Source organism: Streptomyces sp. NPDC043867, assembly GCF_056435845.1.
On the sequence record NZ_JBWKDS010000009.1, the window covers coordinates 208,246 to 229,530 of the forward strand.

The 21,285-nt window shown below is 73.7% G+C and carries 23 protein-coding genes; 9 read left to right on the forward strand and 14 right to left on the reverse strand.

Annotated features, from left to right (window positions below):
* Positions 1 to 42: 42 nt before the first annotated feature.
* Together AC069T_RS12130 and AC069T_RS12135 are read right to left on the reverse strand one after the other, a co-directional pair.
* Positions 43 to 1,290, reverse strand: a complete 1,248-nt coding sequence (locus tag AC069T_RS12130; RefSeq protein ID WP_478782623.1) for an amidohydrolase — start codon at positions 1,288 to 1,290, stop codon at positions 43 to 45.
* Complete coding sequence (locus tag AC069T_RS12135; protein ID WP_478782624.1) at positions 1,287 to 1,553, reverse strand: hypothetical protein; 267 nt, start codon at positions 1,551 to 1,553, stop codon at positions 1,287 to 1,289. The genes AC069T_RS12130 and AC069T_RS12135 overlap by 4 nt, the downstream gene beginning before the upstream one ends.
* Before the next feature lie 149 nt (positions 1,554 to 1,702).
* On the opposite strand from AC069T_RS12135, the gene AC069T_RS12140 reads away from it, so the two are divergent.
* Both AC069T_RS12140 and AC069T_RS12145 read left to right on the forward strand, forming a co-directional pair.
* Positions 1,703 to 3,046: a helix-turn-helix domain-containing protein gene (locus AC069T_RS12140; RefSeq protein WP_478782625.1), complete on the forward strand. Its 1,344-nt coding sequence runs from the start codon at positions 1,703 to 1,705 to the stop codon at positions 3,044 to 3,046.
* Positions 3,047 to 3,203: 157 nt separating this feature from the next.
* Entirely contained in the window at positions 3,204 to 4,586 is a 1,383-nt protein-coding gene (locus tag AC069T_RS12145; RefSeq protein ID WP_478782626.1) for a GAF and ANTAR domain-containing protein, read from the forward strand.
* 58 nt (positions 4,587 to 4,644) lie between these two features.
* Here AC069T_RS12145 and AC069T_RS12150 read toward each other — a convergent pair whose 3' ends face one another.
* Positions 4,645 to 5,454 (reverse strand): hypothetical protein, encoded by an 810-nt coding sequence (locus AC069T_RS12150; RefSeq protein ID WP_478782627.1) that lies wholly within the window; start codon positions 5,452 to 5,454, stop codon positions 4,645 to 4,647.
* 651 nt (positions 5,455 to 6,105) lie between these two features.
* On the opposite strand from AC069T_RS12150, the gene AC069T_RS12155 reads away from it, so the two are divergent.
* The 4 genes from AC069T_RS12155 to AC069T_RS12170 all read left to right on the forward strand — a co-directional run bounded on the left by AC069T_RS12155 (position 6,106) and on the right by AC069T_RS12170 (position 9,901).
* The gene (locus tag AC069T_RS12155; RefSeq protein ID WP_010986199.1) at positions 6,106 to 6,309 is read left to right on the forward strand and encodes a cold-shock protein; all 204 of its coding nucleotides are present in this window, start codon (positions 6,106 to 6,108) and stop codon (positions 6,307 to 6,309) included.
* Positions 6,310 to 6,511: 202 nt separating this feature from the next.
* Positions 6,512 to 6,790, forward strand: coding sequence for an SCO5918 family protein (locus AC069T_RS12160; protein ID WP_478782628.1), 279 nt, complete (start codon positions 6,512 to 6,514; stop codon positions 6,788 to 6,790).
* 479 nt (positions 6,791 to 7,269) lie between these two features.
* Complete coding sequence (locus AC069T_RS12165; RefSeq protein ID WP_478782629.1) at positions 7,270 to 8,190, forward strand: LAETG motif-containing sortase-dependent surface protein; 921 nt, start codon at positions 7,270 to 7,272, stop codon at positions 8,188 to 8,190.
* Between the two features lie 391 nt (positions 8,191 to 8,581).
* Positions 8,582 to 9,901: a hypothetical protein gene (locus AC069T_RS12170; protein WP_478782660.1), complete on the forward strand. Its 1,320-nt coding sequence runs from the start codon at positions 8,582 to 8,584 to the stop codon at positions 9,899 to 9,901.
* Between the two features lie 9 nt (positions 9,902 to 9,910).
* Here the strand turns inward: AC069T_RS12170 and AC069T_RS12175 are convergent, their stop codons facing one another.
* The 5 genes from AC069T_RS12175 to AC069T_RS12195 form a co-directional block, all read right to left on the reverse strand.
* The gene (locus AC069T_RS12175) at positions 9,911 to 11,083 is read right to left on the reverse strand and encodes an ABC transporter ATP-binding protein (protein WP_478782630.1); all 1,173 of its coding nucleotides are present in this window, start codon (positions 11,081 to 11,083) and stop codon (positions 9,911 to 9,913) included.
* A gap of 37 nt (positions 11,084 to 11,120) precedes the next feature.
* Entirely contained in the window at positions 11,121 to 11,939 is an 819-nt protein-coding gene (locus AC069T_RS12180) for an ABC transporter permease (protein WP_478782631.1), read from the reverse strand.
* Positions 11,936 to 12,775, reverse strand: coding sequence for a molybdate ABC transporter substrate-binding protein (modA, locus tag AC069T_RS12185; RefSeq protein WP_478782632.1), 840 nt, complete (start codon positions 12,773 to 12,775; stop codon positions 11,936 to 11,938). The genes AC069T_RS12180 and modA overlap by 4 nt, the downstream gene beginning before the upstream one ends.
* Before the next feature lie 246 nt (positions 12,776 to 13,021).
* Entirely contained in the window at positions 13,022 to 13,417 is a 396-nt protein-coding gene (locus AC069T_RS12190) for a TOBE domain-containing protein (protein ID WP_358850814.1), read from the reverse strand.
* Between the two features lie 85 nt (positions 13,418 to 13,502).
* Positions 13,503 to 13,901, reverse strand: coding sequence for an STAS domain-containing protein (locus AC069T_RS12195; protein ID WP_478782633.1), 399 nt, complete (start codon positions 13,899 to 13,901; stop codon positions 13,503 to 13,505).
* A gap of 819 nt (positions 13,902 to 14,720) precedes the next feature.
* Between AC069T_RS12195 and AC069T_RS12200 the strand changes: the two genes are divergently transcribed.
* Complete coding sequence (locus AC069T_RS12200; RefSeq protein WP_478782634.1) at positions 14,721 to 15,116, forward strand: DUF5994 family protein; 396 nt, start codon at positions 14,721 to 14,723, stop codon at positions 15,114 to 15,116.
* Between the two features lie 121 nt (positions 15,117 to 15,237).
* On the opposite strand, the gene AC069T_RS12205 is transcribed toward AC069T_RS12200, so the two are convergent.
* Positions 15,238 to 15,873 carry a GNAT family N-acetyltransferase gene (locus AC069T_RS12205; protein WP_478782635.1) on the reverse strand — a complete coding sequence of 212 codons (636 nt, stop codon included), beginning with the start codon at positions 15,871 to 15,873 and terminating at the stop codon, positions 15,238 to 15,240.
* A gap of 275 nt (positions 15,874 to 16,148) precedes the next feature.
* Entirely contained in the window at positions 16,149 to 16,730 is a 582-nt protein-coding gene (locus AC069T_RS12210) for a DUF5994 family protein (protein WP_478782636.1), read from the reverse strand.
* A gap of 369 nt (positions 16,731 to 17,099) precedes the next feature.
* Between AC069T_RS12210 and AC069T_RS12215 the strand changes: the two genes are divergently transcribed.
* Both AC069T_RS12215 and AC069T_RS12220 read left to right on the forward strand, forming a co-directional pair.
* Positions 17,100 to 17,990 carry a GAF and ANTAR domain-containing protein gene (locus AC069T_RS12215; RefSeq protein WP_478782637.1) on the forward strand — a complete coding sequence of 297 codons (891 nt, stop codon included), beginning with the start codon at positions 17,100 to 17,102 and terminating at the stop codon, positions 17,988 to 17,990.
* Positions 17,991 to 18,077: 87 nt separating this feature from the next.
* Positions 18,078 to 18,794 carry an ANTAR domain-containing protein gene (locus AC069T_RS12220; protein ID WP_478782638.1) on the forward strand — a complete coding sequence of 239 codons (717 nt, stop codon included), beginning with the start codon at positions 18,078 to 18,080 and terminating at the stop codon, positions 18,792 to 18,794.
* 54 nt (positions 18,795 to 18,848) lie between these two features.
* Here AC069T_RS12220 and AC069T_RS12225 read toward each other — a convergent pair whose 3' ends face one another.
* From AC069T_RS12225 to AC069T_RS12240, 4 genes are all read right to left on the reverse strand, one after another.
* Positions 18,849 to 19,019 carry a hypothetical protein gene (locus AC069T_RS12225; protein WP_478782639.1) on the reverse strand — a complete coding sequence of 57 codons (171 nt, stop codon included), beginning with the start codon at positions 19,017 to 19,019 and terminating at the stop codon, positions 18,849 to 18,851.
* A gap of 42 nt (positions 19,020 to 19,061) precedes the next feature.
* A complete protein-coding gene (locus AC069T_RS12230; protein ID WP_478782640.1) occupies positions 19,062 to 19,418 on the reverse strand; it encodes a PRC-barrel domain-containing protein in 357 nt (118 codons plus the stop codon).
* Between the two features lie 217 nt (positions 19,419 to 19,635).
* The gene (locus tag AC069T_RS12235) at positions 19,636 to 19,983 is read right to left on the reverse strand and encodes a hypothetical protein (RefSeq protein WP_358850809.1); all 348 of its coding nucleotides are present in this window, start codon (positions 19,981 to 19,983) and stop codon (positions 19,636 to 19,638) included.
* 1,076 nt (positions 19,984 to 21,059) lie between these two features.
* The gene (locus AC069T_RS12240) at positions 21,060 to 21,278 is read right to left on the reverse strand and encodes a hypothetical protein (protein WP_476753783.1); all 219 of its coding nucleotides are present in this window, start codon (positions 21,276 to 21,278) and stop codon (positions 21,060 to 21,062) included.
* Positions 21,279 to 21,285 lie beyond the last annotated feature (7 nt).

The following is a 21,285-nucleotide window of genomic DNA, read 5'->3' on the forward strand; positions in this document are numbered from 1 at the left end:
ACGTCACCACTCCGTAAGACCGGGGCGCACAGGAGGGGCGGGTCAGCGCACCAGGTACGCCAGCGCCCCCGACACCAGCGTCCGCACGCCGGGTACGACGGTCGGCAGGTCCGGCGCGAACAGCGGGCTGTGGTTGCCGGGGACCGCGGCGAACTTCTCCATCAGTCCGGTGCCAGGGGCCGCGTCCCAGACGTCGGCGGGCGTGCTCGTCACGAACCAGTACGAGTAGGGGAGCCGTCCGCCCTCGTGCTCCGCGAGCCGCGCGAAGTCCTCGCTGCCCATCACCGGACCGGGGTCGAGGATCGTGCCGGCGCCGAAGACCTTGCCGTGCACGGCGGCCACCCGGTGATCGGTCTCGGGGTCGTTCACGGTCACCGGGAAGGTGTTGCCGACGGTGACGTCCGGCTCGCGCGGGCAGCCGGCCGCCGCGCACTCCCCCGCGGCGATCCGCCGGATCGCGGCGATCATCCGGTCCCGGACCTCGTCGGACTGTGTCCGGATGTTGAGTTCGAGGCGGGCCGCGGCCGGGATGATGTTGTGCCGGCTGCCCGCCTCGATGCGGCCCACCGTGAGGACCGCGGGCTCGCGGGCGGCGATCTCCCGGCTGACGACGGTCTGCAGCCGGGTCACCAGATAGGCGGCCGTGACCACCGGGTCCACGGCCGACTCCGGCCGCGCCCCGTGCCCGCCCCGCCCGTGCACGACGATGTCGATGTCCGTGGAGGCGGACATGATCAGGCCCGGCGCGTGGGCGTAGAGCCCGGCCGGGCCGGGGGCCGCGTGCTGGCCGAGCAGCACGTCGGGCCGCGGGAAGCGCTCGTACAGCCCGTCCCTCACCATCAGCGCCGCGCCCTCGCCGGTCTCCTCGGCGGGCTGGCCGACGACCAGGAGCGTGCCGGACCAGGTGTCGCGGCCCGCGGCGAGTGCCTCCGCCGCGCCGGTCAGCCAGGTCACGTGCAGATCGTGGCCGCAGGCGTGCATGACGCCGTCGTGCTCGGAGGCGTACGGCAGTCCGGTCTCCTCGGTGACGGGGAGCGCGTCCATGTCGGCGCGCAGCAGGACGGTCGGCCCGTCCCCGTTGCGCAGCAGCCCGGCCACGCCGGTCGTGCCGATGCCCTCGGCCGTCTCGTACCCGGCCGCGCGCAGCCGTCCGGCGAGTGCCGCCGCCGTTCGGTGCTCGCGCAGCGACAGCTCGGGGTGGCGGTGCAGGTCCCGGTAGAGGTCCTCCAGGGCCGGGACCGGGAGATCGGCGGTGACGTCCAGCGCGGTGCGTGCGGCGGCAGCGGTCACGGCGTCAGCGTAAGGGGCGCCGGGCGCGTACGGCAGAGGTGTGCGGGAAGTGCTCGCGGGGCCCCGTGGGTCAGGGCGTCCGCGGCGCCGGCGCGGGCGGTGCCTGGCGCGTGGGCGGCATCCGGCACCAGGGCGGTGTGCGGTGCCGCCGGGGGGCCGTCGGCCCTGGCCGGACCGGCGTTGGCGGCGGTGACCAGCGCGGCCACGGCGACGACCGCGGCGCCGAAGCCCCGTACGTGGCGGTCGGACAGGCGTCGGAGCACGGCGACCTCGCAACAGCGGCGTATTAAGCACGTTTAATACACCACTTAACGTAGAGGCATTCACAGGCCAAGGGCAATACGGATCAGGGGAGTTGATGGAAGGCAGGAACACGGCTCGGTGCAACTCGTCCGAATGGCATGCTTAATTCATGGCGGAGCGCGACGACCCGGGAATCATCGGGCGCAGGGTGCAGCAACTGCGGACGGAACGCGGTCTGACACAGAGGCAGTTGGCGGAACCGGCGTACACGCCCGCCTACATCTCCACCCTGGAGGCCGGCCGGGTCCGCGCCTCCGAACCGGCGCTGCGGCACATCGCCGGACGTCTCGGCGTGGCGTACGACGAACTGGCCACGGGCCGCCCCGCCCACCTCGCCACCGGCCTGCGGCTCCGCCTGACGGACGCGCAGCGGACCCTGGCGACCGGCGAGGCGGAGGTGGCCGCCGAGCAGTACGGCACGCTGCTCGCCGAGGCGGAGACGCACGGGCTCGTCGCCGAACAGGCCGCCGCCCTGCTGGGCCTCGGCGAATGCGCCCTGGAGACGGGGGACCTGGAGGCCGCCCGCACCCGCTTCGAGCAGTCCGAGCAGCGGCTCGGGGACGCACCGCTGCCGCAGCGCGTCCCCGCCCTGCGCGGCCGGGCCGTCTCCCACTACCTCGCGGGCGAACTCCGCTACTCCTGCTACCTGTTCGAGTCCACGCTCGACGAACTGAACCGCAACGGACTGCACGACCCCGACGCGCTCCTGCTCCTCTACACGGGTGTCATAGCCCCGTACATGGACATGGGTGCCCACGCCCGGGCCGCCCAGGCCGCCGAGTTCGCCCTCGCCCTGGCACCGCGGGCCGGCGACCCCGCGCTGGTCGCCCGCATGCACCGCTCCGTCGCCCGCACGCTGCTCGCCGAGGGCCGCACCGCCGAGGCAGACGCGTCCCTCGCCAAGGCCGCCGAGCTCTACCGCCAGCTCCAGATCCGTACCGAACTGGCCAACTGCCACTGGATGCGCGGCTACCTGTACGCACAGAACGGTGAACTGGAGCGCGCCGAGTCCGAGTTGAGACAGGCGCAGACCATGCTGTCCGCGAAGCGGGCCGCCCTCTACACCAGCCAGGTCAACGTCGAACTGGCCGACGTGCTGCACCGGCGCGGCAAGTCACGGGAGGCGGACGCGCTGCTGCGCGAGGTGCTCGGGGACCTCAGCTCCGAGCGCGGCGCCGTGCACTCGGCGGGCGCCCACCGCCTCCTCGGCATCATCGCCGAGGACGCCCGCGACACGGAGGCGGCCGAGGAGCACTACGTCCGCGCCATGAGCCTGCTGGAGCGGGCCGGCGCGGCGGGCGACCTGGCCGACCTGTGCCGGCTCCTCGGCGACCTGCTCCGCCGCACCGGCCGGGTCGAGGCGGCGCTCGACGCGTACCGCACAGGCCTGGGCCACCGCACGGCCCCCGGCACCACAACCCTGGGCGCAGCCCCGGCCCCGCCACCGCTCTGACGCCCCGGTCCGTGTACCCCGCCCGGCCTGCCGTGAGATGCGCGTTCCCGCGCCCGCATCCGTCCGGCTTGGATCTGTGCCGGTGGGTACCCGTACGCAGACACGCACTCCACGAGACGTGGCTGGTCGGCGTACAGGGCGGAAGGAGGCGGTGGTCGTGCGGTCGAGCAAGGACGGTTGCGGCGCGTCGGATTCCGGCGACGACTCCCCGGACGTCCGTCACAGGCACCGGGGTGACGACCCCTACGGCGAGAGTCCCGACGTCCGTGACCGCCGGCGGGGCGGCGACCCCTACGGCGAGGGGACCGGAGCGTCCCCCGGTCCCGGCTCCGACGCGGGCGGTGGCCCCGAGAGCGGGACACGCGGGCCCTCCCGGCCCGGCCCGGAACCCGAGGGAGACATGGACCCCGGCAGCGGGACGCACGACGACGGCAGCAACACGGCCGGCGGAACGACGCCGGGCACGGCCTCCGTTCCGGGGTCGCAGGCCTGGACGTTCCTGGACCCGCCCTCCGAGTCGGTCCAGGACCCGGCGTCCGACCCACTTCTGGAGCCGCCCCCCGCGTCCCCCCTGGACCCGTCCTCCGAGTCGGTCCAGGACCCGGCATTCGAGTCCCCCCTGGACCCGCTCCCCGAGTCCTCCCAAGACCCGCCCCCCGAGTCACCCCCGGGCCGGGCGCCCGCGTCACCCCTGGACCCGGCCTCCGAGCCGGCGCCGGACCCGGGTTCCGAGTCGGCGCCCCCGACCCGCCGGGGCCCGGAAGCCGGGTCCTACCCGGGTCGGCGGCCGGGTGCCGCGCCGGACTTCGGGGCGGTCTCGGCCGGAGAGTCCGCGGACGCCGACTTCGAGGTCGCCGTGGCGATCGCCGACGCCGTCTGGGACGTGCCGCTCGAGGAGCTTCCGGGGCGGCTGTGCGCCGCGGCGGTCGCGCTGCTCCCCGTCAGCGGCGCGAGCATGTCGCTGCGCAGCGACGGACTGCCCGTCCGGCTGGGCGCGAGCGACGAGACGGCCGCCCGGATCGCGGACGTGCAGGGCACGCTGGGCGAGGGCCCCTGCCTGGACGCCGCCTCGGCCGGCGCAGCCGTCATCGCCCGCGACCTCACGGGCGGCGCCGACGCCGGCCGCTGGCCGGTGTTCGCAGAGCAGGCCACCGGCGCGGGCGTACAGGCGGTGTACTCGCTGCCGCTGGGCGACAACAAGGTGTGCGTCGGCACGCTCGACCTCTACCGCGACTCCCCGGGCGAGCCGACCCGGCGAGAGCTGAACACCGGGCACCTCGTGGCAGGAGTCGTGACGGTCGCCCTGATGTCGCTGCCCCGCGGGGAGTGGACGGCGGTCCGCGAGGACTCGTGGCTGAGCCGGCTGACCCCGGACCACGACGAGATCCACCAGGCCATCGGCATGATCATGGCCCAGCTCGGCATCGGCCCCGACGACGCGCTGGCCCGGCTGCGTGGGTACGCGTTCGCCCACAGCCGTACGGCGGGGTCGGCGGCCCGCGAGGTGCTGGCGCACCGGAAGCGGTTCCACCGCGAGTAGCGCGGGTCCGGTGTGCCCGGCCCCGGCCCCCGCCTTGTCCCCCGGGGCGGCGGAGGCGTCAGCGCCGGCGCGCGGACGGCGCCCCGGCCGACCGCGCGGCCAGCACGTCCTTCAGTCGCTGGGTGCCGCGTTCGGCGCCCTGCCGGGTGGACGCGTCGTCGGTGCCGTAGAGCCCGCCGTCGGTGAGCACCAGGGCACTGTCCCCGACGCGTACCGCCACGACGTCCAGGGTGAGCGTGGCGGGGATCTGCTCGACGTCTCCGGCCACGGTCATCCGCAGGCCCTGCCGCGCGTCGCCCAGCCCGGGGACGGGCAGGTCGGCGACCTGGACCGCCCTCCCGACGCCCTTGCCGTCGGTGGCGGTGAACTCGCCGCACCGCTCAGGCAGGCTCCGCAGCCAGTCCATGGCGGTGTCCAGGTGGCCCCGCCCGTACGCGGCGACGACGTGGCGCAGCTGGGCACCGTTCTCGGTGTCGTCGAAACCGGCGACAGCCCGCCCGCCGGAGGGCTCGCCCAGCAGGTTGTCCTCGTACAGGCCGTCGAGGAGCCGCCGGCAGTCCGGCTCGTCGACGGTGCCCTTGAGGAGGGCGTCGTGCCAGGTCGCGGCGCCCTCGGTGGGCGCCCACCGAGGGCCGAGGTCACCGAGGACGAGCCGCGCGTTCGCGGCCTGCGCGTCGGTGAGCGCGCCCGCGGCGGCGGGAGCCCCGGGATCCTTCTTCCCGGCGGGTGACGCGGAGGCCGCCGGGTCACCCGCTCCCGCGTGCGTACCGCCGCCCATGCCGGTGCCGCCGCCCGCCGAGCAGGCCGCGCAGGTCAGCAGGGCGCCCGCGGCCAGGGCGGCGGCGAGAACGCGGGGCAGTCGGTGCATGGCGGTACCTCCAGCGCGGTTCCGGGCGGATGCGGCCCGGGCGGATGCTTCTCCCGGGCGATCCGTCCCGGGCGGACGGACCGGACGGACGGACCGGACGGGACGGACCGGGCGGACCGGCGTCCAGGACGCCGGCCCAGGCGTCCCGGGGCGTCCCGGACGCCCCGGGGATCGGTCGTGCCCGTCTGCCTCAAGGCATCACTCCCCGTGCGCTCCCACCACCGCGCCGGTCCGTACGGGTGACACAAAAGTGACGTGGGCTACACCGCCGGAGCCCGACCCCGTGTCCGGTCCCGCACTCCCCGCACCGCGCTCGGCGTTGCGGCAACTGGGGACCGCGGGAGCGCCTCCGGCGAGGCCCGCTGAATATCTGTCGCGACGAAAGCAGAAATCGACGGGATGCGCCGACAGGTTTTGTTATTTGTCCGGACGGGGTGACATAGTGGTCCGCCCTCCTCGGCTGCTGCCGTGCTACTGTCGATTTCAGTTGCAGTTGTGGTTCCCAAAGTCTTGGAGCGCAACCTTCCGGTCAATACTGGGCGGTTCGCTTCTGCATTCCGGTGTTTTATCTCCGGACGGGGCAATCATCGCGGCGACCGCGGGTCCGCACAGTGCGGGCCTTCGAGCACTGCTCCCGTAAGGAGATTTGACATGGCTACTGGTACCGTGAAGTGGTTCAACGCTGAAAAGGGCTTCGGCTTCATCGAGCAGGACGGCGGCGGCGCTGACGTCTTCGCCCACTACTCGAACATCGCCACCCAGGGCTTCCGTGAGCTCCAGGAAGGCCAGAAGGTGACCTTCGACGTCACGCAGGGCCAGAAGGGCCCGCAGGCCGAGAACATCGTCCCCGCCTGACCTGGGACACGGCTGACGCCTGACCCCCGGGTCGGCTGAAGCGTTACGGGTGGCCGGGACCCGCACCAAGGGGTGCGGGTCCCGGCCACCCGCTTTTTCGTTTTCCGGGCCTTTCCTGGTACGGCATTCCGGCGGCGGTCACATCACGCCGGTCTCGTTCCGGTGTCCGGATCGGCACCGAATTTCGCCCCGCGGAGGCACCATGCGTTGTGTGATCGCCCGATTCCCCTTCGATCTCATCAAGAGCGAGGTGGAGCACTCCATGGCGAGTGTCCGGCCCGAGCCCGTCACCGGCGCGTCCGTGACCGTCGGCTCGCACACGTACCCCATCAAGCAGGTCGGGGAAGTGATCACCAAGCAGGACCGCCGCGACTTCACCGAGTCCGAGGTCGCCCGCGCGCTCACCCGGCTGGGATTCACCTGCCGCCCCGCCGCCGCACCGGCCGCCCCCGCGGCGCCCGGCTGGACCGAGACGGCGTAACCCGAGCAGCGACCTCCGCCGGGACGGACGCGGCGGCCGCCCACACCGCGGCCGGCGCGTCGACGGCTTTCCCCCTTCGGCCCGTGCCCGCGTGCAGCGGTGAAGTCCCCCGCGCCCAGGGCCCGTTGACCACGATCCACCGACGTGACGCACCGTCGGCATGTTCCCGCTGACCGCCCGGCCCCGGCGTGACCGGTGCCCACCGGAGCGACGGAACGCCCGCACGGGGGGGGGAGCGCCCGAGCCCCGGAACAACTCGTTCCCTGTGTGGACCTCGGGTGATGACGCGTGAAGTACGTGCGCGTTCAACAAGGTTGACAGTGATCACGCGGTGATCGACGATGTGCTCGCACTGTGGCACACGTGACCAGTGAGCCCGGTGTTCCTACGACCCATGATCCCCGGTGCGGCCGGCCTCCGGCCTGCTTCGTGCTGCCCGCTGCCGTCGTCCGGGTCTCGCAACTCACGATGGGATCCGCATGTCCATAGCGAGACGTGTCACGATGCGCTGCCTGCTGGGGACGGGCGCCGTCGTCGTCGCCCTCTCCGCCGGCACGACCAGCGCGTGGGCCTCCGGCACGCCGGGCGGCGACGGCTGGGAGAAGTCCGGTCGCGCCTACACGTCCGGGCAGGGTCCCGGCACGGTGACCGAGACCGATCGCTGCCAGTTCTCCCTGGACGGCGCGGAGTTCGCCGACTCGGTCCGGGTCGACGACCTGAACCTGCGGCCCACCGAGGACGGCAAGGTCCACATCAAGGTGCGGACCGCGCAGGACGCGACGACGTGCACCGCGTCGCTCGCCGCGTACCGGACGCACGGTGCGACCTTCAAGACGTCCGGCGTCCAGGTCTTCCACGACTTCGACACGGTCACGGTCAAGCAGGGCGAGACCGACTCGCTGGACATCTCGGTGCCGGACGCGGGCTGCTTCGCGCAGGTCGACCTGTACCGGGGCAAGGTCAGGTTCGACGGCAGGGCCGACGCGAACGACGGCTTCAAGCACGGTGACGTGCCGCAGGGGCCCGACCGCCCGGTCATCAAGGACAAGCTGATCGCCGCATGGAACGGCGGCACGAAGGACTGCACGTCCCAGACGCCGGACACGCCGGCCACCACCCCGCCCGCCGCCACGCCCCCGGCGTCGACGGCCCCCGCGTCGGCCCCGCCCGCGTCCACGACCCCGTCGGCACCGGAGACGGAGTCCACGCCGTCCGCGGCGGAGTCCACCACGGCCGCGGCGCCCACCCCGAACGGCGGTGAGTCCACCCCGGCGGGCGACCTCGCCGAGACCGGCGGCGGCAACACCCTCCCGATCGCGGGCGGAGCGGCGGCCCTGCTCGCCGCCGGTGCCGCCATCGCCGTGGCCACCCGTCGCCGTACGGCCAAGTCCCGCTCCTGACCCACGCGTTCCCGTTCCCGACCCCGCGTTCCCCCTCCCCGCCCCCAAGGGCCCGGCGCTCCCGCTCATCGGGCGCCGGGCCCTTCCCGGTCCCCGGCGGGGGCCGACGCCCGTGCGGCCAGCGACCCGTCGGCCGGGCCGGACTCACCGGGCGCGACCGCACAGCCCGGGGTAATTTGTCGGTGTTTCGGGAGGTTCGTGTGGTTCGGGTCGGCAGGGGTGGTGAAGGGTGGACGAGGCCAGGACCCTGGGCGTCCGGACCGTCGGCGCCGGGCGGCGGGCGCCGTCACCGGGGCCCCGCGCCGCACGGCCGCCGACGGCCGGCCGCGCCTGGCCGGCCCTCGTCGCGGGCGGCTTCACCCTCGCCCAGCTGATCCTCGTAAACCCCCGGATGGGCCTCGGCTGGGACGAGGTGGTGTACGTCAGCCAGGTCACCGCCCACAGTCCGGCGGCCTTCTTCAGCGCGCCGCGCGCCCGCGGAGTGTCCCTGCTGGTGGCACCGGTCGCCACCTGGTCGTCGTCCACCGCGCTGCTGCGGGTCTATCTGGCGGTGCTGTCGGGGCTCGGGCTGTTCCTGGCGCTGCGCGCCTGGCGCGGACTGTTCCCGCCGCGGGTCCTCGCCCTGGCGGGCGCGCTGTTCGCGACGCTGTGGGTGACCCTGTTCTACGGCCCTCAGGCCATGCCGAACTACTGGGTCGCGGTCGGCGCCCTCGCGGCCGTCGGCCTCTTCCTGCGGGCCCGCGCGGACCGCCTCGACCGGGCCGCGCCGTGGGGCGTGGCGGCGAGCGTTGCCCTGATGGCGTGGATGCGGCCCACCGACGCCGTGTGGACGGCCGCACCCCTGCTGGTCCTGGCGGTGTGCGTCCGGAGGTGGAGGCTGTCGGCGGCACTCGGAGCCGGCCTCGCCGCCGGGACGGGCCAGTGGGTCGTCGAGGCGTACACCGGTTTCGGCGGGCTGGGCGCGCGGCTGGCCGAGGCCGCCGGCATCCAGGGTGGCCTCGGCTGGAACATCGCCGTCCTGGACCAACTGCGCAGCCTGGACGGGCGGGCCCTGTGCCGCCCGTGCGACGGCCCCCCGCCCGGCACGGCGGTGCTGCTGTGGTGGTTCGTCCTGCCGCTGCTCGCCGCGCTCGGTCTCGTCGTCGCCGTCCGGGCCGGGCGGACGGCGGGCACGCTGCTGCCGCTCGTCTGCGCCGCGACCGCCGGAGTCCCCTACCTCTTCATGATCGGATACGCCGCGCCACGCTTCCTGCTCCCCGTCTACGCCCTGCTCGCGATCCCCGTCGCCGACGGGCTCGTCCACCTGATCACCGCACCCGACCGGGCTTTGCGGCCGGTGACCGCGACGCTGGTGGCACTCGGTCTCGCGGGGCATCTGGCCGTGCAGTACGCGGTGCTGGAGCGCGCCGTGGAGCGCACGACCGCGGCGCACCGGGACTGGGCCCGTACGGCGGCCGAGCTGCACCGGATCGGCGTACGGCCGCCGTGCCTGCTCACCGGCGAGGAGGCCATCCCCGTCGCCTTCTACGCCGGGTGTTCCTCCGCCAACGTCACCGGCCACAACGCCAACATCACCCGGGCGGGCGTCGAACGGGCCGCGCGGCGGATGCCGGTCGCCGCGCTGGCCGCGCCCGACGGCCGCCCCCCGCCCTACGCCCGCACCTGGCGGCCGCGGCCCGTCGCCGGGATGTACGCCTTCGTCGCTCCCTGAGCCCGGCGGTCAGGCCGGATAGGCGTGCGTCTGGGTGGCCTTGACCGTCGCCCAGACCGGGGCGCCGGGATGCAGGCCGAGTTCGGCGGCGGCGACGGCGGTCAGGTCGGCGGCGAGGCAGAGTTCCCCGGTGAGGTCCGTGCGGATCTGGTCGCCGTGCGTCTCCAGACCGGTGACCCGGCACTGCCACAGGTTCCGGGCGCTGGAGCCGGTCGGGCGGTCCCGGTGGAGGGTGACCGCCACGGGCGGGAAAGCCACGAAGACGGGACCCGACAGGTCCTCGGTCGTGATGATCTCCGGGCCCGCGTCGAGGCGCACGGTGTGGCCGTCGGCCCGGCCCCGGTAGAGGTTGAGGCCGACCAGCTGGGCGATGTAGTCCGTCCGGGGGTGGCGCGCGATGTCGGAGGGAGAGCCCTCCTGGACCACGTGACCGTGCTCGACGACGACCAGCCGGTCCGCCAGCACCATCGCGTCCAGCGGATCGTGCGTGACGAGGACGGCGACGGCCTCGAAGTCGGCGAGATGGCGCCGGAGCTGGGCCCGAACGTCGAGCCGGGTGCGGGCGTCGAGCGCGGCGAGCGGCTCGTCCAGGAGCAGCAGCCGGGGGCCGGTCGCCAGGGCGCGGGCGAGGGCGACGCGCTGGGCCTGGCCGCCCGAGAGCCGGCGCGGCCTGGCGCCGGCGTGGTCGGCGAGCCCCATCCGCTCCAGCCACACGGTGGCCTGCGCCCGGGCCGCCGCCTTCGGGACGCCCTGGCAGCGGGGTCCGAACGCGACGTTGTCCAGGGCGGACAGGTGCGGGAAGAGCAGATAGTCCTGGAAGACGACGCCCACCGGACGGGACTCGGGCGGCGTCCGGTCCAGCGGCACCCCGTCCAGACGCAGCCGGCCGCCGTCGGAGAGCGGGGTGAGCCCGGCCAGTGCCCGCAGCGCGGTGGTCTTCCCGGCTCCGTTGGGCCCGAGCAGCGCGACGACGTCACCGGGCGCGGCCCGCAGCTCCACGTCGAGCCGGAAATCCCCGCGCTCCACGAGAAGACGTGCGTCGAGACCGGGGGCGGCGCCCTCATCACGGGCGGTCTCCTCGGCCGTACCGGCTTTTGCCCCACCGGGGTTGGGCGTGCCGGAGTTTGCGGGGTCCCGTTCCCCGGCGGGGTCCCCGGCCCTCGTGGGTTCGGCGTCGGTCATGTGGTGGCCGTTCGGTGGCGGTGAGGTCGGCGGAGGGTCATGTGGTCGTCATCCAGCGGTCCCGCAGGCCTGCGAGGACGGCGATCGACACCGCCAGCAGCACCAGGCTCAGCGCGATCGCCGCGGCCGGTTCGTTCTGCAGGGCGAGGTAGACGGCCAGCGGCATGGTCTGCGTACGGCCGGGAAAGTTGCCGGCGAACGTGATCGTCGCGCCGAACTCGCCGAGCGCGCGGGCCCACGCCAGTACGGACCCCGCCGCGATCCCGGGCGCGATCAACGGCAGCGTCACCCGGCGGAACGCGGTGAAGCGGGACGCGCCCAGCGTGGCCGCCGCCTCCTCGTACCGCGGATCGGCCGCCCGCAGGGTGCCCTCCACGCTGATCACGAGGAACGGCATCGCCACGAACGTCTCCGCGACCACCACCCCCGCCGTGGTGAACGGCAGCGTGATCCCGAAGGCCGAGTCCAGCCACTGCCCGACGACGCCGTTGCGGCCGAGCGCCAGCAGCAGCGCGACACCGCCCACCACCGGCGGCAGGACGAGGGGCAGCGTCACCAGCGCCCGTACGAACCCGCGTCCGGGGAAGTCGGTCCGCGCGAGGAGCCAGGCCAGCGGCACCCCCAGCAGCAGGCACACCGCGGTGGCTGCGGTCGCGGAGATCAGGGACAGCTGGAGGGCCTGCCAGACCTCCGTGCTGGTCAGCTGGTCCGGGAGACTGCGCCACGGGGCCCGTACGAGCAGGGCCACCAGCGGCAGCAGCAGGAACGCCAGGCCGACGAGGGCGGGCAGGAGCAACGCGAGCGGGGTCCGGCCCAGCGCCCCGGTCCCGGCCGTCCCGCGCCGCGCCCGCGTCACGGCGCGAGGAACCCGGCCGAGGTCAGTACCCGCAGACCGTCGGCGGACCGCACCAGCTCGATGAACGCCTTCGCCGCGGCGTCCTCGCGCGCGTTCTCGAGCAGCGCGATCGGATAGTCGTTGACGGCCTCGGCCGACTCGGGGAACTCCACGCCCTCCACCTTGTCACCCGCCGCCTTCACATCGGTCCTGTAGACGACCGCGGCGTCGGCCTCCTTCAGCTCCACCTTGGTCAGGGCGCTCTTGACGTCCTCCTCGTACGAGACCGGGGTGAGCTTCAGGCCGGCGGTGTCCAGGGCCTTCTGCGCGGCGGCGCCGCACGGCACGGTCTTGTCGCACAGCACGACCTTGAGGCCGGACTTGGTGAGGTCCTTCAGGGAGGAGACCTTGTCGGGGTTGCCCGGCAGGGCCGCGATCTCCAGCTGGTTGCGGGCGAAGGTGACCGGGGTGCCGGCCGCGTCCTTGTGGTCCGTGACGAGCGCCATCGTCTTGGGGCTGGCGGCGGCGAACACATCGGCCGGGGCGCCCCCGGTGATCCCGGCGGCCAGCGTGTCGCTGCCCCCGAAGTTGAAGGCCACCTTCGTACCGGGGTGGGCCTTCTCGAACTGCCTGCCCAGCGTCGTAAAGCTCTCCTTCAGTGAGGCGGCGGCGAAAACTGTCACCGTCCCGGAGATCTTCCGGGACTCTGAGGCTCCGCCGCCGTCCCCGGAGCCCGAGCCGGTGTCGGAGCCGGTGCCGGAGGAGCAGGCGCTCACGGCCAGCAGTACGGCGGCCCCCGCACCCGCCACTCGCAGGGTCCGGCGAATGCGGCGCGTCCGGCGCGCGGAACGGTTCATCACGGTGCACTCCTCGGGGCAGGTGCCGCGCCCGGCTCTGAACGGGCCAGCCGGGCCTACACCGATCATACTTCCGCAGATGCGAGCCATAAGTCTCCTGTCGCATCGCATGAGCCGCTCAAGCGGACACGAACACGCGCATGTGCGTTTCTACGGCTCCGCCGTTCGCCACGCAGGGTCACGCGGGCAGCCGCCGGCCGCGGGTCATCACGGGCAGTCGCTACCGGCGGTCATCACGGGCGGCCGCTACGCGCGGTCGATGTGCACGCTGGTGGACTTCACGCGGGCCGTGGCCTCCATGCCGACCTCGAGGCCCAGTTCCTCCACGGCCTCGCGCGTGAGCAGGGAGACCAGCCGGTGCGGTCCGGCCTGGATCTCCACCTGCGCCGCGACGTCCCCGAGCTTCACCGCCGTGACGATGCCGGGGAAGGCGTTGCGTACCGAGGTGTGGGCGACGTTCTCCTCGTCGTCACCGGTCCGGGCGAGCTCGACCGAGAACGCCGCGAGATCCCGGCCGTCGACGAGCCGCCTGCCACCCGCGTCCCGGTGGGTGGCCACGCGGCCGGCGTCCGCCCAGCGCCGTGCGGTGTCCGGGCTCACGCCGAGCAGACGGGCCGCCTGTCCGATGGTGTACGACTGCATGCGCGCCAACATAGGCGCGAAAACCTGGCATCTGCAAACATCACTCGACGTCGGCCGTCCCCGGTCCTTGACGACCGCGGGCCCCTCACCCGACGCCTGCCGCCCCGGTCTCCCAGGGCCGCGGGCCGCCGCGCCGGCACGGGTCGGCCGGCACGCCCCGCCAGGCGTTCTGGGCGCTCGCGTACCGGGGGAAACGCGCCTGGAGCGCGCCCGCTCTCAGGACCAGCCCCAGTCCCGGCCGGGTGTAGACGACGCGTGCCCAGCCCAGTCGTCCCCGGCAGTCCTCCCAGGCCGAGCACAGCGGGTCCAGGACGCTGCCGTCCATGAACGTCACCCTGCGCAGGTCGACGATGAGGAAGACGCGCCCGATGCCATGCCGGGCGTCCTCCAGATCGCGGGCGAGATCCGGGGTGGTCGTCAGGTCCAGCTCGCCGCAGGCCCGGATCATGCGGCACTCGTCGAACAGGTCGGGTTGAGCGGCCATCGCCCCAACTCCTCTTTCCCCATCGGTCCGGTCCGTCCCCTACGGGAAGAACCTCGCCTTGCGCAGGGCCTCGGTTGCGCGGAACGGAACTGCACGGAGAGGGCCGGGGGCACGGGCTGCCGCAGAACCAGCGTATGGCTCTGGTGGAAGGCGAGCCGTGCTACTCCCGATCTGCCCGAATGGGATCGTCGAGTGACCATGGTTGGTCGATTTACGTCGATCGGCGGACGAAAATCTGCGAGATGTGAGCGAATGCCGTGCCGGGGGCGGAAGAGGTGTACGCGCCGCGGTCGTCCAGGCCCGGCTTCCGGCCGTCGGAGTAGGGTGAGAACGCCGAGGACTCGTCGTACGCCGGTGATCGGACCGGTCTCGTCCTCTGCTCACGACGACGCCGGACCTCCCTCCGCCCGGGGCGGGTACCGCTCAGGGCCGCCGGTCCACCGCGTACGCCAACTGTTGTACAGCGGTGCCCAGTCGACGCGTCACGCGCACCGACCGACGTGTAGGACAGCCCCTTTCGGGCACCGGACCGGACAACCCCTGTGCCCTGCGTGGCAACCGGCTCGGCACCCGCGCCGAGCGGAGTGAGGTCGTCACCCGACGGTCGCCCCGCTCTCCCTGCCGCTCCACACGACCACGCATCGCACACCAACACGCGAGGACAGCCCGAGACCCCGGCCGGACCACGCGCCTCGAGGCCGGGGAGGCGTGGCTGTCGACCGGTTCGACCGCTCCGCCCCGCTCGCCCGGCCCGCCCCCAGGCACGCCGTACCCGAGCCCATGGCACGCCCAAGCCGTGCCCCAGACAGGAGCGCCTCCATGGCCACAGCCCTCCAGCCCGTGCCCGCCCAGCCCGTCGCCCGCCTCCGGCTGGCACCGCCCAGCACCTCGCCGCGCCCCATCGACGGGGCATGGTGGCCCCGCTCGCGCGACCTCCTGGCCGAACTGCCGCTGCTGCTGAGCGTCCTGCCCGCCGCATGGGGACACATCACCGGCGTCACCGTCGACACGGCCATGTGGTCGGCGGGTCCGGGCCGGATGCTCGTCGCCAACCACGTCGTACGAGTGCGCCGGTCCGCGCGCACGCACGGCACGCACACCGTCTGCCTGCTCAGCCCCGGCCGGGGCCGCTGGGATCTGCTGGTCGTACCCCCGGAGGCCGACCCGGCGGACGCCGAACCGCTGATGACGGCCGCGGCGGCCGAAGCCCATTGACACCACGGCGGTGCCCGCCGGCGCCCGCTGATGGGACCGGTGCCGGCCGGCGCCCGCCGCCACGCCCCGCTCCCGCCGGCGCCGGCGAACGTGCCCTTGGGGCCCGCGTGCGGCGGGCGGCTCAGCGCGGTGGTCTGCGGATCCAGACCTCCCGGGTGGCCGTCTTGTGGCCGGGATCGACGCCGATGCCGGGGCCGCCCCCGCCGCCGGGTCCGGTACCGGCACCGATTCCGGCGTCCGGCACGGCGGGCGGGCCGACCTCGCCGAGTCTCGACCAGCCCCAGGTGTGCAGGGTCCTGGCCGCCGCGTTCGCGTGGCCGTTCTCGTCCGGCCGGTCCACGGTCGCGACGACCAGGTCGGTGTCGAGGCGTGCCAGCAGCCGCTCGGCCAGCCGGGTCGCGATCCCGCGGCGCCGCAGGCCCGGCAGGACCATCAGCTCGGCCAGCAGGAACGTCCTTCCCGAGGCGGTGAGTTCCTCGATGTCCGGCGGCAGGCCGCCGCGGAAGTCCGACCACCAGTCGCCGGTGCGGTCGATCCGGAACCCGTAGGCGCAGCCCACCAGGCCGTTCGTGTCGGCGACCACCATGTCGAAGTCCCGCTGCTGCACGTGCTGTTCGAACTGCCGCAGAAAACTCTGCCGGTCGCGGTACTCGGCACCCGCGGCACCGCGGTACGCCGTCACGTGCACGTCCGCGACACCGTCCCGCTGTTGCTCGGCCTGCCACCGGGACAGCCTGCGCAAGTACACCTCGGTCATACGAACCTCCCCCCGCCGCGGGGCGGACACCCCCGGACTCGGCATCGTGACAGTGCGGGCCCGCGGGGTAAACCGGGCGTCGGCATCAGGGGCTGCCGCTGCCGTCCCGGCCGGCCGCCGCACTCCGTCGGCGGACGGTGGACGACGAGGACCGCCACACCGGCGAGAGGCTCGCCGGCGCGGCGGTCAGGACGGCTGCGACCTCAAGGCGGCCGCGACCTCGAGGCGGCCGTGACCTCAGGACTGTCGGGACGTCGGGACCGTCTCCGTGTCCGTCACGTCCCCGCGGTCGGAGGAGGGGGCGGGACGGGGGTGACCGCGGGCATGGCCAGGGCGACCGCCTCCTGCTCCCGCACCGGACCGGGATCGGCGGTCTCGGGCGCGGCGGAGACGCCGTACCGGGACTCCTCGGCCGCGATGAGCGCGCTCGCGGACAGCGGGGGGCCGTCGGGATCGGCGGCGGCCGCCATCAGCCGCCCGGCAGCCGCGGCCGTGGTCCCGGGCGGGACCACCAGCAGGTCCCAGCGCCCGACGGTGTACGAAAGGAGCAGGATCTTGTGCGGGTCCAGTTCCGCCGTGAACCAGCCGACCTTCAGCACATGCCCGTGGACGGGTACGTGACGCGGGACGACGGGCCAGTGCGTGGGATTGACGGCGACGCGCGTGACACGGCCCCACAGCGGGTCGAGTGCGTCGATCAGCGCGGGAAGCTCCCGCACGAGGTCGCGGGAGCGCGGCCACCACGCTCCGTCCAGCAGCCCGCGGGAGGGGCCCGGGCCCCTGAGCGCGAGGCGGGGAGTGGTGTCGTCCGGCTGCTTCTGCCGCGGCAGCTCGCGGTTTTCGTAGGTGGCGGACATGATGCCGACCCGTCTCCGGGCGGCTCGCGGCCGCCCGGTGTCACCTTTTCTCACCGGGAACGATTCCGGCAGGGGAGCCGGTATACGAAGTGCCCTCGGTGCGTCCACGCTACTCCGCGGTGAGCCCGGACGCGTCGCTCCGGCGGCCGGGATTCCGGGGTGCCTGGCGCCGACTCTGCCGCCCGGCCCGTCCCCGCGCGGTCTATGCTGCCGGTGTGGACGTCCCAGACCCCGGCGGCACACCTCCAGTTGGACACGATGCCGACGGGGAGCGGACCTGACGTCCGGTCGCCGGAAGCATCCTCCCGGGAACCGAGGCGTCATGCTCCCTTCGTCACGCGCTCGCCGTACGGCTCGAGCCCCTGACTGATGAACGCGGGACGGACGGCACGGATCACCTTGCTCGTGGCCGAACAGGCGGCCAGACGTGGCGCGCGGGTCGCTGTCGTCGACGTGTGCACCGCGGCGGTGGCCGCTCTCCCGGTCGGCGGTGCCGGGGTGTCGGCGATGTCGGACACCGAGGCCAGTCATCCGCTGTGCAGCACCGACGAGGTGAGCGAGCAGCTGGAGGAACTGCAGCTGACGCTCGGTGAGGGCCCCTGCCTGGACGCCTTCGCGCTCGGCATCTCCGTACTGGCCCCGGATCTGCGTACCGAGGAAGTCCGCGCCCGCTGGCCGGTGTTCGCGGTCTCGGCCACCGACGCGGGAGCCGGTGCCGTCTTCGCCCTGCCGCTGCAGATCGGGGCGATCAGTCCCGGGGTGCTCGACCTCTACGCGGCGGTCCCCGTCGAACTGGACGCCGAGGAACTCGCCGACGCGCTGGCCTTCGCGGACGCCGCCACGCTGGTGCTGCTGCACAGCGGGGCCGGGCAGCCGGGCGTCCCGTCGGGCGGAGGGCCTTCGTGGGACGGACGCCTGGAGGGCCTCGGCGCGTACCGCGCCGCGATCGACCAGGCGAGCGGCATGCTCACCGTCCAGCTCGGTGTCGGCATAGAGGAGGCGTTCGTACGACTGAGGGCCCACGCGTACGCGAACGGGCGCCGTCTCGCCGAGGTCGCCTCCGACGTACTGGCCCACCGGTTGCACATGACCCCGGACGGGCAGTCGTACGACACGAGTCCGGGCGCGGGTCCGGAACCGAATCCGGAACCGAATCCTGAACCGAGACCGGGGCCGAATCCTGGACCGAGGCCCGGGCCGAATCCTGAACCGAGGCCGGCACCGGGGCCGGAGGCGGGTGGGCCCGGTGGCGACGACTGACGGCCGGGGACGGACGGCCGTGGCTGCCTCTCCGTACGTCCCGCCCCACCCCCCCCGGCAGACCGATTCCGACAGAAGGTGTGCACGATGGATCAGCGGCTCCTCGCCAGGACCTTCGTCGAGTTGGCCGACAACCTGGTCGCCGACTTCGACCTGATGGACTTCCTCCGCCTGCTGACCGACCGCTGCGTGAGCATGCTCGACGCGAGTGCCGCCGGCGTGCTGCTCGCGGACCTCGACGGCACCCTCCGCGTGATGGCCGCCTCCGACGAACAGGTGCGCCTCCTGGAACTGTTCCAGCTGCAGAGCGACGAGGGACCCTGCCTCGACTGCTTCCGCTCCGGCGCGCCGGTGTCGGTGCCCGACCTGTCGACACAGGCCGACCGCTGGCCGCACTTCACCGAGGCGGCCCGTCTCTGCGGATTCGGAGCGGTCCAGGCGCTGCCGATGCGGCTGCGGGACGAGGTCGTCGGCGCGCTCAACCTGTTCCGCGCCACCCCGGGCCCCTACGATCCGGCCGCCACGTCCCTCGCCCAGGCCCTGGCCGACGTCGCCACCATCAGCCTGCTGCAACACCGCTCCGCACACCGCAGCACCGCCCTGAACGAGCAGCTCCAGACGGCACTGAACAGCCGCGTGCTGATCGAACAGGCCAAGGGGAAGCTGGCGGAACGCCAGGGCGTCGACATGGAACAGGCGTTCACCGCACTGCGTAGCTACGCACGTGCGCACAACCGCCGCCTGGCCGATCTGGCCCTGGCCTTCGTCAGCGACTCGGAGCCCCTCCCCGGCCTGACCGACTGACCCGCAGAGCCGCGGCCGGGCCGCCGTCGCGCTGCCGCCGGGTGCGCCCGCCGGTCAGCGCTGCGGACGCCGCCTGGCGCGCGCGGACAGCCGCACGCCGGCGATGACGAGGGCGACGACGAGGACGGCGATGCCGACGAACAGCAGATGGCCGAGGCCCGCGGCTGTCACGCCGATGATCCCGAGGATCAGCGCGGCGAGGACGAGGAGCAGGAAGAGCACCATGACCCGAACACCTCCGTTGGGCCGGGCGACGCGTCGCGTCGCTCAGCGGCGTGCGAGCTGCCGTTCACCGTTGGCGCCCGGCCGGTACGTCAGGCCGTAGTACCGGAAGATCTCTTCTTCCCGCTCGGCGGGCAGGATGTCGTCCGTGCCGATCGAGGGCGCCTTCTTCACCAGGTTCTTGGCGTGGGCGACCCTGAGGTAGCCGGGTCCGAGGACGGTCTCGTCGAGAGGGACGAAGACGAGACGCTGGCGGGTGGGCAGCCCGGTGCGGACGGTGGCCACGGCGGGCTCGTCGGTGGCGGTGTCCACGTAGACGGCTTCGAGCACGCCGATCTTGCGGCCCTTCGGATCCACGACGTCGTGATCGCGCCACTCGCGGATGTCGGCTGCCTGGATCATGCCCTGTCCTCCCTGAACGGGGCACCGGCCCGGTCCGCGAGCGGTGCCGGCGCCACGTGAGCCGTCGCGCCGACCGCGTAAACGACTCCGGCGGGACCCGCCGGAGTCGCCCTTCCGGGCGGTCGCACGTGAGCGTGCGCCACCCGCATCAATCGTACTGCGACCGGCACGACCGGGGCCCGTACGAACGGGCCGGCGCCGGTCCTCGCAGCCCGCCTCACAGGCGCAGCAGTCGCTCCGTGATCTCCCGGTACTGCCGCAGCGCGTTCCGGAACTCCTCCGCCTGCGCCTGGGCGTCCTGGTCCTGCCAGCCCGCCCGCAGCGCCCGCCGCCGTTCCGCCAGGGCGTCCGCAAGCTGTGCGGTGACCTCGTCGAAGGCACTCTCGGCGTCCTCCAGCGCCTCGCGCGGTGTCTCCGCGAAGTCGAGGAGGGCCTGTCGCAGGCGCTGGGAGACCCGGTCCCGCTCCTCGGCGGGGATCAGGGAGTCCGGCCCCTGGGTCCGGCGCGCGGCGGCTCCCGAGTTCTTGTCCGGGGGCTGCTGGGCGCGTGCCTGGTCGTACATCATCGTGTGCCACTTCCTGTGCGTCGCGTCGGCCGGGTGCCACCCGGCCCCTCGGCCGGGTCAGGACGGGCTCGCGGCGCCCGGTCCGAACCTGGGGCCTCGACGCTCATGGCCCGCCTGGCCGGTCTCCACCGTCCCGCCAGTCAACGCCCGGCGGCGCTCCCTGTCAACGAAGCACCGTGACCGGAGAGTTGCGGAGCGACCACGGTCCGGGGGCGGGCGGAACCCTCGAAAACGCCCCCGTGGCAGCAGGACCGCGCCCGCGGCGCTGTCGTCGCTGCTGACCGACATCATGGCGATCCACCGGTCCGTGAGGCGGACGCGGCTCGGCGTACTCGGAGATGAGCGCGCGGGCCGACGGGGCGCGGACTGCGGGGGCGCGGGCCGGGGCGCGTGCTCGGGGGTGCTCGCCGGGGGCGCGCGGCACGGCGTCGGCGGCTGCGGGCGTGCGGGCGCGTCTGATCGTCGCCACTGCGGGGGCGGGGATACCTGGGGGTGCACGGACCGAGTCGGCGGACGGCCGGTGCCTGCGTACCGCCGCCGCGATGGCTGCCTGCCCAGCCGCTCTGGCCGCGCTACCCGGCTACGGCCATGGCTGAGCTACGGCTCGGCTGCGCTGCGGCCTATGGGCACGGCTGCTACGGCTATGGCCGCGCTGCGGCTACGGCCGCCGCGTCACCGTCGCTGTGGCCGCGGCTACGGTCCCGGCCTTGGCTGTCGCCGGCCGCGAGGCAACGGCGACGGGGCGCACGAGACCCCCAGGTTCACGGCCTGGGGGTCTCTCCGGCCCGGGGCCGAGGGACGGCCCTGACCGCGGGATGGGTGCTCAGCGCCCATGGGTCGCACGCATGCCCGGGACGGACGCGTGCGCGTCGTCGGTGAGGAAAGTCTCGTCGTGAGACCCGTCCTCCCCGAAGTCCGGGGCCTGGAAGGGGTTCGTCGCAGGAGGCGGCGAACCCGCGTCGGCGGTGCGGGGCGCTCCCTCAGGAGCGGAGAACAGCGAGGTCGATTCGACGGGGGATCTCCCATTCGTACGTGGTCTGGAGGGCTGTCGGCGTGCCGTGAACGGGCACGGGGTCCTACAGCTTGCTCATCTTGGAGTACGGACTCATGATCCGCTTCTGTACGGAACCGAAGTCGACGAGCACCGCGATTCCGTCCTCGATGCCGATCACCTGGCCGAGGCCGTACACGTCGTGCGTGACCCGGTCCCCCACGGCGAACTCGCTGAGAGGTGGCGTGACCGGGACCTTGAAGGGGCTGGTCGGCAGATAGCGCTTTGCGGCTGGCTTAGTCATCGCCTCC